Source organism: Vibrio sp. HM8-C, assembly GCF_058630515.1.
Genome location: NZ_JBMMKS010000004.1, coordinates 48977 through 62972, shown reverse-complemented (window position 1 = coordinate 62972; position 13996 = coordinate 48977). Strand labels below are relative to the sequence as shown.

Annotated in this window: 14 protein-coding genes; 11 read left to right on the top strand and 3 right to left on the bottom strand. The window is 44.7% G+C overall.

Features of this window, described 5'->3' with window-relative positions; genetic code table 11:
* Nucleotides 1-130: 130 nt before the first annotated feature.
* On the top strand, nucleotides 131-607 hold the full coding sequence (locus ACOSVQ_RS06610; RefSeq protein WP_491981952.1) for a GNAT family N-acetyltransferase: 477 nt from the start codon (nucleotides 131-133) through the stop codon (nucleotides 605-607).
* 119 nt (nucleotides 608-726) lie between these two features.
* On the opposite strand, the gene ACOSVQ_RS06605 is transcribed toward ACOSVQ_RS06610, so the two are convergent.
* A complete protein-coding gene (locus ACOSVQ_RS06605; RefSeq protein ID WP_491981737.1) occupies nucleotides 727-2433 on the bottom strand; it encodes a phospho-sugar mutase in 1707 nt (568 codons plus the stop codon).
* A gap of 366 nt (nucleotides 2434-2799) precedes the next feature.
* Between ACOSVQ_RS06605 and coxB the strand changes: the two genes are divergently transcribed.
* From coxB to ACOSVQ_RS06585, 4 genes are read left to right on the top strand one after another with little or no spacing between them, the layout of a single operon-like run.
* On the top strand, nucleotides 2800-3966 hold the full coding sequence (gene coxB, locus ACOSVQ_RS06600; protein WP_491981736.1) for a cytochrome c oxidase subunit II: 1167 nt from the start codon (nucleotides 2800-2802) through the stop codon (nucleotides 3964-3966).
* Nucleotides 3963-5621 carry a cytochrome c oxidase subunit I gene (gene ctaD / locus ACOSVQ_RS06595; protein WP_491981735.1) on the top strand — a complete coding sequence of 553 codons (1659 nt, stop codon included), beginning with the start codon at nucleotides 3963-3965 and terminating at the stop codon, nucleotides 5619-5621. The genes coxB and ctaD overlap by 4 nt, the downstream gene beginning before the upstream one ends.
* Before the next feature lie 19 nt (nucleotides 5622-5640).
* The gene (locus ACOSVQ_RS06590; RefSeq protein ID WP_491981734.1) at nucleotides 5641-6252 is read left to right on the top strand and encodes a cytochrome c oxidase assembly protein; all 612 of its coding nucleotides are present in this window, start codon (nucleotides 5641-5643) and stop codon (nucleotides 6250-6252) included.
* Nucleotides 6249-7133, top strand: coding sequence for a cytochrome c oxidase subunit 3 (locus ACOSVQ_RS06585; RefSeq protein ID WP_165313624.1), 885 nt, complete (start codon nucleotides 6249-6251; stop codon nucleotides 7131-7133). The genes ACOSVQ_RS06590 and ACOSVQ_RS06585 overlap by 4 nt, the downstream gene beginning before the upstream one ends.
* Before the next feature lie 59 nt (nucleotides 7134-7192).
* On the opposite strand, the gene ACOSVQ_RS06580 is transcribed toward ACOSVQ_RS06585, so the two are convergent.
* Nucleotides 7193-7414, bottom strand: coding sequence for a DUF2909 domain-containing protein (locus ACOSVQ_RS06580; RefSeq protein WP_491981733.1), 222 nt, complete (start codon nucleotides 7412-7414; stop codon nucleotides 7193-7195).
* Here ACOSVQ_RS06580 and ACOSVQ_RS06575 point away from each other — a divergent pair.
* From ACOSVQ_RS06575 to cyoE, 4 genes are read left to right on the top strand one after another with little or no spacing between them, the layout of a single operon-like run.
* On the top strand, nucleotides 7413-8183 hold the full coding sequence (locus ACOSVQ_RS06575; RefSeq protein WP_491981732.1) for an SURF1 family protein: 771 nt from the start codon (nucleotides 7413-7415) through the stop codon (nucleotides 8181-8183). The two genes, ACOSVQ_RS06580 and ACOSVQ_RS06575, sit on opposite strands and share 2 nt — an antisense overlap.
* Nucleotides 8180-8722 (top strand): redox-active disulfide-containing membrane protein, encoded by a 543-nt coding sequence (locus tag ACOSVQ_RS06570; RefSeq protein WP_491981731.1) that lies wholly within the window; start codon nucleotides 8180-8182, stop codon nucleotides 8720-8722. The genes ACOSVQ_RS06575 and ACOSVQ_RS06570 overlap by 4 nt, the downstream gene beginning before the upstream one ends.
* Before the next feature lie 5 nt (nucleotides 8723-8727).
* The gene (locus tag ACOSVQ_RS06565) at nucleotides 8728-9897 is read left to right on the top strand and encodes a COX15/CtaA family protein (protein WP_491981730.1); all 1170 of its coding nucleotides are present in this window, start codon (nucleotides 8728-8730) and stop codon (nucleotides 9895-9897) included.
* Nucleotides 9890-10819: a heme o synthase gene (cyoE, locus tag ACOSVQ_RS06560; protein WP_491981729.1), complete on the top strand. Its 930-nt coding sequence runs from the start codon at nucleotides 9890-9892 to the stop codon at nucleotides 10817-10819. The genes ACOSVQ_RS06565 and cyoE overlap by 8 nt, the downstream gene beginning before the upstream one ends.
* A gap of 10 nt (nucleotides 10820-10829) precedes the next feature.
* Here cyoE and ACOSVQ_RS06555 read toward each other — a convergent pair whose 3' ends face one another.
* Nucleotides 10830-11891, bottom strand: coding sequence for an MBL fold metallo-hydrolase (locus ACOSVQ_RS06555; RefSeq protein WP_491981728.1), 1062 nt, complete (start codon nucleotides 11889-11891; stop codon nucleotides 10830-10832).
* 201 nt (nucleotides 11892-12092) lie between these two features.
* Between ACOSVQ_RS06555 and ACOSVQ_RS06550 the strand changes: the two genes are divergently transcribed.
* Entirely contained in the window at nucleotides 12093-12701 is a 609-nt protein-coding gene (locus ACOSVQ_RS06550) for a TetR/AcrR family transcriptional regulator (protein WP_491981727.1), read from the top strand.
* Nucleotides 12702-12878: 177 nt separating this feature from the next.
* Entirely contained in the window at nucleotides 12879-13931 is a 1053-nt protein-coding gene (gene aroG / locus ACOSVQ_RS06545) for a 3-deoxy-7-phosphoheptulonate synthase AroG (RefSeq protein WP_491981726.1), read from the top strand.
* Nucleotides 13932-13996: the final 65 nt, after the last annotated feature.

The window sequence follows — 13996 nt, the reverse complement described above, 5'->3', positions numbered from 1 at the left end:
TAGGTGTTTTTCATTATTTGGGTTTATTGACATAAGTTTATGTTAGTTGAAACCAGCAATATAACGGCATTAATGTTACAACTAGGTGTCGTTTGTTAGGTATGAGGATAGAGTTTTGATTGTACGTTTGATGCAGGAAAGTGACTTACCTAAAGCTGCGTTAGTGCACCAGTCTGCGTTTCTCAGACAGCGCCATTCACTGGAATGGTTGCAATGTAATTTTAATGCATTTCCTCGCTACTTAATTTATGTCGCTGAGATTGAAGAACAGGAAAAATTGACCATAGCGGGTTATATCATCTGGGTACAAAAAAGTGGTTTTAGACCAGAAGCGGTTTTAGAACTAGAACAACTTGCTGTGTTGCCCGAATACCAGGGCAAAGGGTTTGGCAAAGCTCTAATTATTGAGTCTTTACCTTTGGTCAAACAACAACTTGCTCAGCAAGATTCAGTGCTCAAGCATGTTATGGTCACAACAAGAGCAGACAACTTCGCTCAGCAGTTATATCGAGACACTTTGGGTGCGCAAGTGGAGAGTACGATCTCGAATCTGTATTCAGCAGATGAAGTGTTGATGATTGCCAGAAATGTGGGAGACAGAATCTAGACCTGCTATTTGTGCATCAGTGAAAGTGATAAATAAAAAGAGACAAAACACAGTGCTTTTGTCTCTTTTTGATCCTGCTATCTTCCTAGAACTGGATGATACCGAGTTAGCTTCAATGCTTATCTCAAGCTGTGTTGGTGTTCACTAATCAGCAGAGCCATCTGTTCTTCAGCTCGTTCCTGAGCGCTTTTAAAGCTCTCATTGTTAGCAAAACTGCCTACCACTTCGTAATAGCATTTCAGTTTTGGTTCTGTGCCAGAAGGTCGAACAATCACGCGAGAACCGCCTTCTAAGTGATAAATGAGTACATCACTGCTTGGTAGGTTGATGGTTTCTTTGTTGCCATGGTTATCCGTGCGAACAGAGAGTTTTAAGTCTTCAGTAACTAAGATGTTTTTACCCGCGATTTTAGTCGGTGGTTCAGCACGTAAAAGTTCACCTACTGGCGGGTAATCTGGGTCAAGCGCGATACTACGTTGAGCATTAATGTACATGCCATGTTCACGGTAGATCTCTTCCAGTTGATCCCAAATGGTTCTACCTTGGCTGTACAGTTCTGCTGCAAGTTGAGCAAACGCGACCAAAGCAGACAGACCATCTTTGTCCCAAACCGTGTTACCCACTGTGTAACCAAGTGCTTCTTCATAAGCAAACAGGAACTTGTGTTCATCGCTTTGCTCTTGCATCGCAATGTTGGTTAGCCATTTAAAGCCCGTTAGCGTTTGGTAATACTTCGCGCCGTGCGCTTTTGCTACTTTGCTCAGTAGACTGGAAGAGACAATGGTATTACCCACTAACTGAGATTTCGCATCGGTTTTACTCAGTAAGTAGTTACCGAAAAGAGTACCCACTTGGTCGCCCGAGAGCATCTGGTAACTTCCATCGGGTTTACGTACAGCAACGGCAAAGCGGTCGGCATCTGGGTCATTGGCACAAGCCAGTTCCGCTTCGATAGAATCGGCAAGCTCAATGACCATATCCATTGCGCCAGCTTCTTCCGGGTTAGGGAAGTTAACCGTTGGGAAAGTACCGTCTGGTTCGCGCTGTTCTTTTACGCTCATTACTTTCTTAAAGCCCGCATCATGGAGTAAGTCTTCTGCCATGTTTGCGCCAACGCCATGCATTGCTGTGTAAGCAATAGAGATGCTGCTTGGGTCGGTGTGATTTGAAAGTAGTGGGTTGCTGTTAATCGCGCTGCGATAGGTTTGATAGTAATCATCACGTAACCAAACCAGCAGACCTTGACGTTCAGCATCGGCATGAGGCATCAGTGGAATCATGCGAGTGGCCGCGATATCAATTTCTTTTGCAATGCCAGAATCGTGCGGTGGAATGATTTGCGCGCCGTTTTCCCAGTAAACTTTGAATCCATTGTATTCTGGCGGATTGTGACTCGCTGTTACTACTACAGCCGCAGCAGCATTGAAGTGTTTGACACCAAATGCGGCTATTGGGGTTGCGGCGACTTTATGAGTCAAATAAACCTTAATGCCTAAAGCTGTTAGCACCGCAGCCGTGTCGTGTGCAAATGATTTAGAATCGGTTCGACCATCATAGCCGATCACGACTCCACGCTGTTTAGCATTGTCGACTTGTTTCACTAGGTATTCACCAAGACCTAATGCGGTTTGTTGAATCACTAAACGGTTCATGCGGTTTGGACCGCAACCGACTTTTCCGCGAAGACCGGCAGTACCAAACTCGAGTCGGCATTTAAAGCGGTCTTCTAATTCTTCATATTTCTTATGGTCAATCAGATATTGCAGTTCTTCCCGAGTTTTAGGATCAGGGTCTGCCGATAACCATTGTGTGACTTTTTCCATCATGATTGCCACCTTGTGTATGGATTTGAGTACGCAGCATAATTGATATGTATTCTCATTTATGAGTGCGCAATCGCTAAAACATGTATTAAGCGTCGTCCGTTACATTCAAATGTCTTCACTAGATTCAAAACTATTCTAGAACAGTTTTGTTATGAACCACTTTTATAAATCTGTTTTGATTATTCCTTGAACAAACCCAAAACCCTAACTAGCCTTTAGTTAATATTTTAAATAACAAAAATTTAACAAACATAACAATTGAGTCAAATTTGCTGTTTGTGTCGATTCACGTTCTTTGTGTTTAAGTACAGAAGGTACTGAAGTACAGAGAGGTGTTGAAGTACAGCGAAGCAGAGGAGAGAACTCTTGAGAAGATGTGTAACCAATCTGTGGCTGCCAGCAGTTGGGCTGTTAATCAGCTTATCTCCACAGGTTTTTTCTGCAGAACGAGTATTAAACATGACACCGGGTGTTACCGAAATCAGTGGTAAGGTGTATCAGCTGCACATGCTTATTTTCTATATCTGTGTAGCGATAGCACTGGTGGTGTTTGGTGCCATGTTCTATGCCATTTTTAAGCATCGCAAGTCGAAGGGCGCGGTAGCGGCTCATTTTCACGAAAGCACCAAAGTTGAAATCATTTGGACAATTATTCCTATTGTCATCTTGGTCGCAATGGCCATACCCGCAACGAAAACCTTGGTTGCGATGGAAGATACTTCTCAATCAGACCTCACAATTAAGATCACGGGTTCACAATGGAAATGGCATTACAGCTATTTCGAGCAAGGCGTGGAATTTTACAGCCTCTTAGCCACCTCACAAAAGCAGATTGATGGTGAAGAGGTCAAGGGGGCGCATTACCTTCTTGAGGTTGACCAACCTTTGGTATTGCCAACTGATCGCAAAGTCCGATTTTTGCTGACTTCAGACGATGTGATTCACTCTTGGTGGGTGCCTGCGTTTGCCGTGAAAAAAGATACGATTCCCGGATATATCAATGAGGCTTGGACGCGTATTGATGAGCCGGGAGTATATCGTGGTCAATGTGCTGAGTTGTGTGGTCGTGCTCATGGCTTTATGCCGATTGTTGTTCAAGCGATGGAACCCGAACAATACGACCAATGGCTCGCGGATAAAAAAGCTGAAATTGCGGTTGCTAAGCAAGAGGCAGAAAAAGCCCGCCTAAGTTCAATGTCTCTGGATGAACTGATGGTAATGGGGGAGAAAATTTACATGGAGCGCTGCGCGGTTTGCCATCAACCCACGGGGTTAGGTATTCCGGGTGCGTTTCCGGCCATTAAAGGTAGCCCTGTTGCAACAGGTGAAGTTAGCGCGCATTTGGCGGTCGTTGTTAATGGTCGCTCTGGTACGGCAATGCAGGCGTTTGGTAACCAGTTGAGTGACCAAGAATTGGCTGCTGTGATTAGCTATCAGCGTAATGCTTGGGGCAATAACACAGGAGATGCGGTTCAGGCATCGGATATCTTTGCATTCAAGGCAAGCAATGGAAAAAGCGGGGAGGGACAATGAAATCTTCCAACGTTCATAGCGTGAAATCGGCTCCGATGGTGGATGCAGATGTTTCAAATCCTGAATCCGGCAGCGTTGATGACAGCTACAAAGACAACGATCATGAGCATCATGTCCCTACTGGCATCGCAAGATGGATCTATTCCACTAACCACAAAGACATAGGAACCTTATATCTTTGGTTTAGCTTCACCATGTTCTTAATTGGTGGCGCAATGGCAATGGTGATTCGTGCGGAATTGTTCCAACCGGGATTACAGTTAGTCGAGCCAGAATTCTTTAATCAAATGACCACGGTTCATGGTTTGATTATGGTGTTTGGTGCGGTAATGCCCGCATTCACAGGTCTTGCCAACTGGATGGTGCCATTAATGATTGGTGCGCCAGACATGGCTCTGCCAAGGATGAATAACCTCAGTTTCTGGATTCTGCCTTTCGCTTTTCTCATTCTTCTTGCTTCTTTGTTTACCGAGGGTGGTGGTCCAAACTTTGGTTGGACATTCTACGCACCTCTATCAACTACTTATGGACCTGACAGCACAGCGCTGTTTGTCTTCTCGGTTCACATTATGGGTATTAGCTCCATCATGGGCGCAATCAACGTGATTGTAACTATAGTGAACATGCGCGCACCGGGCATGACGTGGTTTAAGCTCCCGCTTTTTGTCTGGACGTGGCTGATTACAGCATTCCTCTTGATTGCGGTGATGCCTGTCCTAGCTGGTGCGGTCACTATGGTATTGACCGACAAGTATTTCGGTACGAGCTTCTTTGATGCTGCTGGTGGTGGTGACCCTGTTATGTTCCAGCATATTTTCTGGTTCTTCGGACATCCGGAAGTGTACATCATGATCCTGCCGTCTTTTGGCATCATCTCTGCCATTGTTCCTGCTTTCAGTGGCAAAAAACTGTTTGGCTATCATTCGATGGTGTACGCCACCAGTAGTATCGCGCTGCTCTCGTTCTTGGTTTGGGCGCACCACATGTTTACCACTGGCATGCCAGTGTTTGCCGAACTGTTCTTTATGTATTGCACCATGCTGATTGCCGTACCTACAGGCGTAAAAGTGTTTAACTGGGTTGCGACCATGTGGCGAGGCTCACTCACCTTTGAAACGCCGATGTTGTTTGCGATTGCCTTTATCGTGCTGTTTACCATAGGCGGTTTCTCGGGGTTGATGTTAGCTATCGTTCCTGCCGATTTTCAGTACCACGATACCTACTTTGTGGTGGCGCACTTTCACTATGTTTTGGTTTCTGGTGCCGTGTTCTCAATTATGGCCGCAGCCTATTACTGGCTGCCTAAGTGGACTGGGCATATGTACGACGAAAGGCTCAGCCTGTGGCACTTCTGGTGTTCAGTCATCTCGGTCAACGTACTGTTCTTCCCGATGCACTTTTTAGGGTTAGCGGGCATGCCAAGGCGTATTCCGGATTACGCGATACAGTTTGCTGACGTGAACCAAATTGTTTCCATAGGCGGTTTTGCGTTTGGTTTGTCGCAACTGATTTTCCTATGGGTAGTGATTAAGTGCGTGCGAGGAGGAAAACCTGCGCCCGCTAAACCATGGGAACGAGCCGAAGGTTTGGAATGGACAGTTCCAAGCCCAGCGCCGCACCACACATTCTCAACACCACCAAAAGTAGAAGATTAGGGTGGATTAGGAGCGTGAGATGGAAGATGAATCACTTAAAACCAAGAATCGCCAACTGATTGCCAAGCTCTTGATTGGTACGGTGTTGATGTTTGGTTTCGGCTTTGCGTTAGTGCCGTTATATGACGTGATGTGCAACACATTAGGTATTAACGGTAAAACCAATGATGTGGCAGCTGTTCAGCCGACGACCATGAAAGTTGATGAATCCCGCACCATTCGCGTGCAGTTTATGGCGCATGTCAGTAACGGTATGCCGTGGAAATTTGCTCCCAAAGTTTCGCACATGGACGTGCATCCTGGGCAGATTATTCAGACTGCTTTTTTAGCCAACAATTTTTCCAGTGATGCACTGGTTGGGCAGGCGGTGCCTTCGGTTTCTCCGGGGCAGGGAGCCACTTACTTTAACAAGATTGAGTGCTTCTGTTTTCATCAGCAACCTTTATCTGCCCAAGCGGATGCTGAAATGCCTTTGATTTTCTACATTGAACCGGACATTCCGGACTCCATTCATACGCTGACGCTCTCTTATACCCTATATAACATCACGGATAAAGCTGAGCCCCAATTGGTGAAAACTAGCTCAAGTGCTCATGTGAAGGATGAGCCAACGCAAGGAGCAAACCTATGAGTACCAAACACGATTCTTACTATGTTCCTGCTCAAAGCCGTTGGCCAATTATTGGCGCGGTAGCTCTGTTTTTGGTGGCGGTAGGTGCAGGTTTAACAGTGCAGCATGTTGGTACTGGTGGCGCGGGAAGTGTTTTTGGCAAAGCCATTTTGATTATTGGTTTTATCGTTTTGCTCAGCATGTTAGCGGGCTGGTTTAGTAACGTAATTGGTGAATCACTGGCAGGGCTGTACTCCAAACAGATAGCACGTTCATTTCGTCAGGGAATGAGCTGGTTTATCTTTTCAGAAGTCATGTTCTTCGGGGCATTTTTCGGCGCGCTGTTTTACGCACGCATGGTAGCCGTGCCTTGGCTGGGCGGCGCTAGCAATAATGCTATGACCAACGAACTGCTTTGGCCGGGATTTGAAGCTATTTGGCCTTTGCTAACGACTCCTGCTGGAGAAACGGTTCAAGCGATGCCTTGGCAAGGTATCCCACTTAAGAACACGGTTATTCTTTTGTTGTCTTCTATAACCTTGCACATGGCACATCTTAGCCTAGAGAAAAACCAACGAATGGCGCTCATCGTCTGGTTGGAAATTACCATAGTGCTTGCTGGCTTCTTCTTGTATTTCCAAGGGGTTGAATACGCACACGCCTACCACGAAATGGGGTTAACGCTTCAATCTGGCGTGTACGGCAACACCTTCTTTATGTTGACGGGTTTCCATGGGCTGCATGTTTGCCTCGGAACTTTGTTCTTGACCGTATTACTGGCTCGAATCGCGAAAGATCATTTCACGCCCAAAGACCACTTCGCATTTCAAGCAGGCAGTTGGTATTGGCACTTTGTAGACGTGGTGTGGTTGTGCTTGTTTGTCTTTGTCTATGTCTTGTAGCGAAGGCTTTCCAACGTACTTAGGTGTTTGAATCAGATGCGGAAAATACAAATAACGCTTTAATAAGGTGTGTGGTTGGGGTGAAGCCAACCGCTAAGGAGAGCAAAAATGAGCAAGATAACCACACAAGCGGAAAACATCAGACGTCGCCCGAGGTAGTAACTCATTGGGCGATCGTCGTCATTAGGTTCTCGAACCATTTGGATTAAGGCGCGAGCTAGGTTGAATATGATGAACAGTAGAAACAGAACCAAAATGATTTTTACAACAAGTGGCAGCATGTCTGATCCTCTGAGTCGTTCCGTGTCTACGGGTAGCCGTTCGGTGATGAAAAAGTTGTCGGTGAAAGCAATTTTAGGCGCTGTGTTAACTGTGGTTGTGTTTGCTGTTTTGGTCAAATTGGGATTGTGGCAAATGTCGCGTGGCGAACAAAAACAGGCACTTGAGCAAGAGTTGCAGCTTCGTCAGCAGATGGAACCTATCTCTTTAGGTATGGCTTTAGAACAATATTCGATGACCAATATAGCAGGCGTTAGAGTCAAAATTGCAGTGACGCCAAGCCGTAACATGACATTCTTACTGGATAACCAAACTTATCAGGGAAAAGTCGGATATTTAGCCTACCAATTAGTCCGAGAAAGTAGCGGTCATTGGATGTTGCTTGAGATCGGTTTTGTTCCAGCCGCTAATGATAGAAATGTTTTGCCAGAGGTTAACTGGCTTGCTGAGTCACGTGAGCTTGTGGGGCGTTTATATCACAAATCCCTAAACCCATTGAGCTCGGAGCTAAGCATTGAAGATAAAACGCCTCATCGCATTCAGAATTTAAACATCGAACAACTTTCACGGTGGGTAGGTGAGCCAATACTCCCTGTTGCTTTCCAGCCACAAGAAACCGATTGGTCGTACGCTCAACCGTGGGTTCCGATTCCGCTCAGTGCAGACAAACATTTTGGCTATGCGGTGCAGTGGTTTGTTATGGCAACAGTGCTGTTTTTCATCACCCTCGCGTTATGTTTGAGGGTTTATCAATCAAGGAGAGCCGCATGAATGCTAAGACGAAAGGACGCGTAATCTTAGTCGCGATTATTGCTTTCTTTGCTCTGCCTGCCTTGCTTGCCAAGACGGTGTTAACCAATCATTGGTATCAATCCGGTGTGACGAATAAAGGCATATTGATTGAGCCAAGAATCACACTCAGTTCGCTTGGATTAGAGAGCATAACGCAGCAAAAATTGTGGCGAGTGGGTTACGTGGTGCCTGAACAGTGTGACCAGCAATGCCAGCAACACATCTATATGCTAATGCAGAGCCATACAGCCCTAGGTAAAGAGCAAGGCAGGGTTGAACCCATTTTATTGCTCGAGCCGCAAAGTGACATTCAAAGTGTTGAGCATTTAACTGTTGAAAAATTGTCTGTAAACCAAGCGTTTATGTCTGCTATTGAGAGCTCAGAAATAGTGATTGTCGATCCTCTTGGTCAATTGGTGATGCATTACCCCAAAGCAGAACCGTCACAATTGGTGGTTCAGAGTAAAAGTGTTCTCGCGGATCTACGTAAGTTACTCAAACTTTCAAGAGTAGGGTGAGGTGAATGATGACCAACTCCAACATAGGGTTAACTCGGCTGGTTAAATTTGCACTGATATTAACCCTTACCGTAATTGCATTAGGCGCTTATACACGCTTGTCTGATGCGGGCTTAGGTTGCCCAGATTGGCCCGGTTGTTATGGGCATTTCACTGTGCCTCAATCTTCATCGGCATTAGAAAGGGCGGAATTGTTATACCCACATTTAGATGTGGAACCTCATAAAGCTTGGCCTGAAATGATTCATCGCTATTTTGCAGGCACGCTCGGTTTAGTGGTATTTCTCATTACGTTTCTCTGTTTCAAATTACGAGCTGTTTCGATGACGTTGCCACTGGCCATTGCAGGCGTTGTTATCTTTCAAGCATTGCTCGGCATGTGGACAGTGACCATGAAATTGTTGCCATTAGTTGTGATGGGGCATTTACTAGGGGGATTCACCTTACTAGCCAGCTTGTGGTTGTTACTGTGGCAGTTGCAATCGCAAGCGATGTTCTCCCATAGCCAAGATAATTCTTCTCACACCCAAGATAACTCTTCTCACTTCCAAAATAGTAATGTGACTATTTCTTCTCGCCTAAAATTAGCTGCTGTTTTTGCTCTGCTGGTGGTTATTGGGCAAATTATGCTGGGGGGATGGACATCATCAAATTACGCCGCTTTGATGTGCAGTAGTCTGCCGATCTGCGAAGGTAATTGGACCAATTATTTAGATTTCAAAACCGCATTTACTCTGATTCATCATGGACATGAGAGCTATGAATTTGGCGTGTTGGAATACGCGCCAAGGCTAACCATTCATGTATCACACCGTTTCGGCGCTATTTTTACCATCTTCTCCGTATTGCTGCTGGCGCTTTTGTTATGGAAAAAAGCGCTGTTTTCGTTAACGAAAATGTTGCTCGGCGCGCTATCTGTTCAAGTTCTTCTTGGTATCAGTAATGTGGTATTTAATCTGCCTTTGATGATTGCAGTACTGCACAACTTGGGCGCAGCACTACTGATGATTGCAGTCTTGAAATGCAATTATGCTTTGTTCTCTTATAAACGAGTCGCTTCTACGGCGACTACTTCACCAGTGAGTTTAGAACAGACTTCACTAGCCAAATCCTCTTCGTTTGAATACCAAAAAAGCGCTACAAAACTCAGTATAAGGAAGGTATCTCATGAGTAAGTCAGCCTCATTTACTTCTGCCAGCTCAGTTACCGCTGCTCGATCAGATATCACCGTCGCTCCCGCTCGCTGGCGAATATATTGGACTCTGACCAAGCCCAAGGTGGTCGCACTGATGTTATTGACCGCTTTAGTTGGAATGTGTTTGGCGCAGCAAGCTGCGTTGCCATTTCAAGAAGTCGTATTGGGATTATCAGGAATCGGTTTGATGGCGGGATCAGCTGCTGCATACAATCACCTGATTGACCGACGTATCGATGCCATTATGGCGCGAACCTATCGCCGACCATTGCCTTCTGGTGAAATCCAAGCGTATAAAGTATTCGCTTTTGCTACGGTTATCGGTATCGCTGGATTTGCCACTCTTTATTTGGGTGTAAATGCATTAACTGCATGGCTGACGTTTGCCAGTTTATTGGGTTATGCGTTGGTTTATACGGTCTATCTCAAGCGAGCAACACCACAAAACATCGTTATCGCGGGTTTAGCTGGAGCTATGCCGCCATTGTTAGGTTGGACAGCCATAACTAATGAACTGCATGGAAATGCGTGGCTGCTTGTCATGATCATCTTCATTTGGACACCGCCTCATTTCTGGGCTTTAGCGATACATCGCAAAGAAGATTATGCCAAAGCTGATATACCGATGTTGCCTGTCACCCACGGGGTTGAGTACACCAAAACATCGATTTTGCTTTATACGTTTCTGCTGGCGATTGTGTGCTTATTACCGGTTTTGGTTGGAATGAGTGGGGTGCTGTATTTTGTCGCTTCAACCATTTTGAGCTTAGGCTTCATCTACTCGGCGTGGATTTTAAAGTATCGTTCGGACGAGCAGTCAGCCATTACCACCTTCAAATATTCAATCTACCATTTGATGATGTTGTTTATTGCGCTGCTGCTCGATCACTATTTCGTGTAACGTTTGAAATCTAAGAGGCGGAGTTTAAACAGTTTTGTACTGCAGGCTCTGCCTTTATTTCTACTTCAAGTTGTTCCCACCATTTCACAGACTGGAATGACTCATTAAGAGGCATACGTTGACCAATAACCGGTGTCACCAAGTCTATACCTAACGAGCGAGCAAGATTAGAGGCTTTCTCCAAAGGCTCATACCAACGGTGCATCGACAAATCGAAGGTACTGTTATGAATTGGCATCATCACATTACCTTTAAGATCGATGTGTGCCTGAATACTTTCGCGTGGGAACATGTGAACTTCAGACCAAAGCTTGTTATAAGCACCTGTCTCGATCATGGTTAAATCGAAAGGTCCGTATTTGTCGCCAATCTCTTTAAACCCGCTGAAATAGCCAGAGTCACCACTAAAGAAAATCGACTTTTCGCTGCTACGAATAACCCAGCTACCCCAAAGAGTCTGATTGCGGTCGGTCAAACCGCGACCTGAAAAATGCTGGGTAGGTGTGAATGCAAACTCTATAGAACCTCGGCTGGCACTATCCCACCAACGAAACTCTTGGATTTTACTAGCTGGGACGCCCCATTTTTCTAGTAAAGCACCAACTTTAAGTGGCACTAGGAAGTGTTCTACTTTTTTAGCTAGTTTTTTTACTGCCGCTTTATCTAAATGGTCATAGTGATCGTGGCTTATCAATACCACATCGATTGTTGGCAATTCTTCAATCGAAATTGGTGGCTGGTGAAAACGTTTTGGTCCAGCCCATTGCACAGGTGAAGCTCGGTCACTGAATACAGGATCTGTTAACACCCATTGATTGTCCAACTTCATCAAAATAGAAGAGTGACCTAAGCGGTAAACTACGTCTTCTTTTTCTATTTCTAACTGTTCATTAGTGATACTTTGCACCGGAATCGGCTTTTTTGGCACTGTATCCTCATGTTTTTCAGTTAGATAAGCCCAAGAGATAGCTAAGAAATCACGAATGCTGTTTTTGTTATCCACTTCGTGGTTAGCAAATTTGCCATCAAGCACTGCTGTATCTGAGACTCGATTGTTTTCAACTTGATTCATTCTCTTTCTCCTGTAGCCAAGTGAGAGGTTCCCTTACTTTTAAGTTCTATGATCGAATAGATTCATGAAGCGTTTGTGACGTTTCGTAGAACTTTTAAAGTAAACTATACGGTGTAGTTTACGTAATTTTAATGAAAAGTAAACTGATTAGTGTAATATTGGCGTCAGAATTGTTTTTCAAGACCAATGCAGAACACAGTGATGAAAAAAACTCGAAGTGAATTAAAACGTGAAGCGATATTGTTAGCTGCCAAAGAGGCTTTCCGAGAATTCGGGGCGCAGAACACCAGCATGGATAAGATTGCGGCATTAGCGCAGGTTTCTAAGCGTACGGTATATAACCACTTTTCATCCAAAGAAATTCTAATCATGACTTTGCTGGCTGATTTGTGGAGTGCGACTGCGAATTTAGTCGATTCAGAGCTATTAGTTGCGTTGCCAATGGAAGAGCAGCTAGAACAATTGCTTTACAGTGAAATAGAAATTTTTTCCTCAAACGAATACATAGATCTCGCTCGTGTAGTTATTGGATACTACCTGTATCGTCCAGAAGAGTTGCTTGAACAATCAGAGCAAATGGCGAAAAAGGAGAGTCAAATATTCAGTTGGCTTAAACAGCAGGTTAGCCTGAAAAGCCTTGTTATACAGGATGTTGAGCTGGCTAATGGTCAGCTACACAGCTTGGTTAAAGGGGGATGTTTCTGGCCACAAGTGATGGGTATCCAAGCCAGTCTTTCAGAGCAAGAGAAGCGCTATTTGGCTAAGCAAAACACTCAGTTTTTTATCAGTCACTATGGGTGTAAAAAATAAATTACACACCATCTATTTTGTAAATATTTCCATCATATTGCATTTTATTAAAAATAATGGTTGCGCAATTCGGTCTAGGTAGATTAAGTTACGGACTGAGGAAACGAGACTGCCAAAGGATTTGCTATTAACCGTTCAATAGCCCCTGCAGCGAAGCAATATAGGAAGAAGTAAGCGATGTATCAAACCGATGATGTAAATATTAAACGTATTAAAGAACTATTACCCCCAGTTGCAGTACTAGAAAAATTTCCAGCGACTGATGTTGCTTCTTCAACAACTTTTCAAGCACGCCAAGCTATTCACAACATTTTAAATGATGAAGATGACAGACTACTTGTTATCGTTGGTCCTTGCTCTATTCATGATCCTGAAGCTGCGATCGAATATGGTAAACGCTTGAAGAAACTGCGCGATGAGCTCAGTGGTCAGCTTGAAGTTGTAATGCGTGTTTACTTTGAAAAACCGCGTACAACAGTGGGTTGGAAAGGTCTTATCAACGACCCTTACCTAAACGACACGTACAAGATTAATGATGGTTTACGCATGGGTCGCAAGCTATTGCTTGATTTAACGGACATGGGTATGCCTACTGCGAGTGAGTTCTTAGACATGATCACTCCGCAATATGTTGCTGACTTAATCAGTTGGGGTGCTATCGGTGCTCGTACTACTGAATCACAAGTACACCGTGAACTGGCTTCTGGTATTTCATGCCCAGTGGGTTTCAAAAACGGTACAGATGGCAACATCAAGATAGCTTCTGATGCGATCCGCTCTGCTGAGTCGTCACATCACTTTTTGTCAGTAACTAAGTTTGGTCACTCAGCGATTGTAGAGACGGCAGGTAACCCTGATTGCCATATCATTCTTCGTGGTGGTAAAGAGCCAAACTACAGTGCAGAACATGTCAGTGACATTAAAAATCAGTTAGAAGCTTCGGGCTTGCGTCAAAAAGTGATGATTGATTTCAGTCACGCAAACAGCTCTAAACAATACCAACGTCAGATGGTTGTAGGCGAAGATGTAAGCGCACAAATCGCTGGTGGTGAACACGCAATTTTTGGCGTAATGATTGAGTCACACCTTGTTGAAGGTCGCCAAGACCTCGTTGACGGTAAAGCGCCAACTTACGGTCAGTCAATTACTGACGCATGTATTGGCTGGAACGATACAGAGACAGTATTACGTCAACTTGCCGATGCAGTAGAAAAGCGTCGTAAAGGCTAATCAACGCCAAGTAAGAAGGCTCTCAAGTTGAGAGCCTTTTTTGATCTTATTTTTCACCTATGATT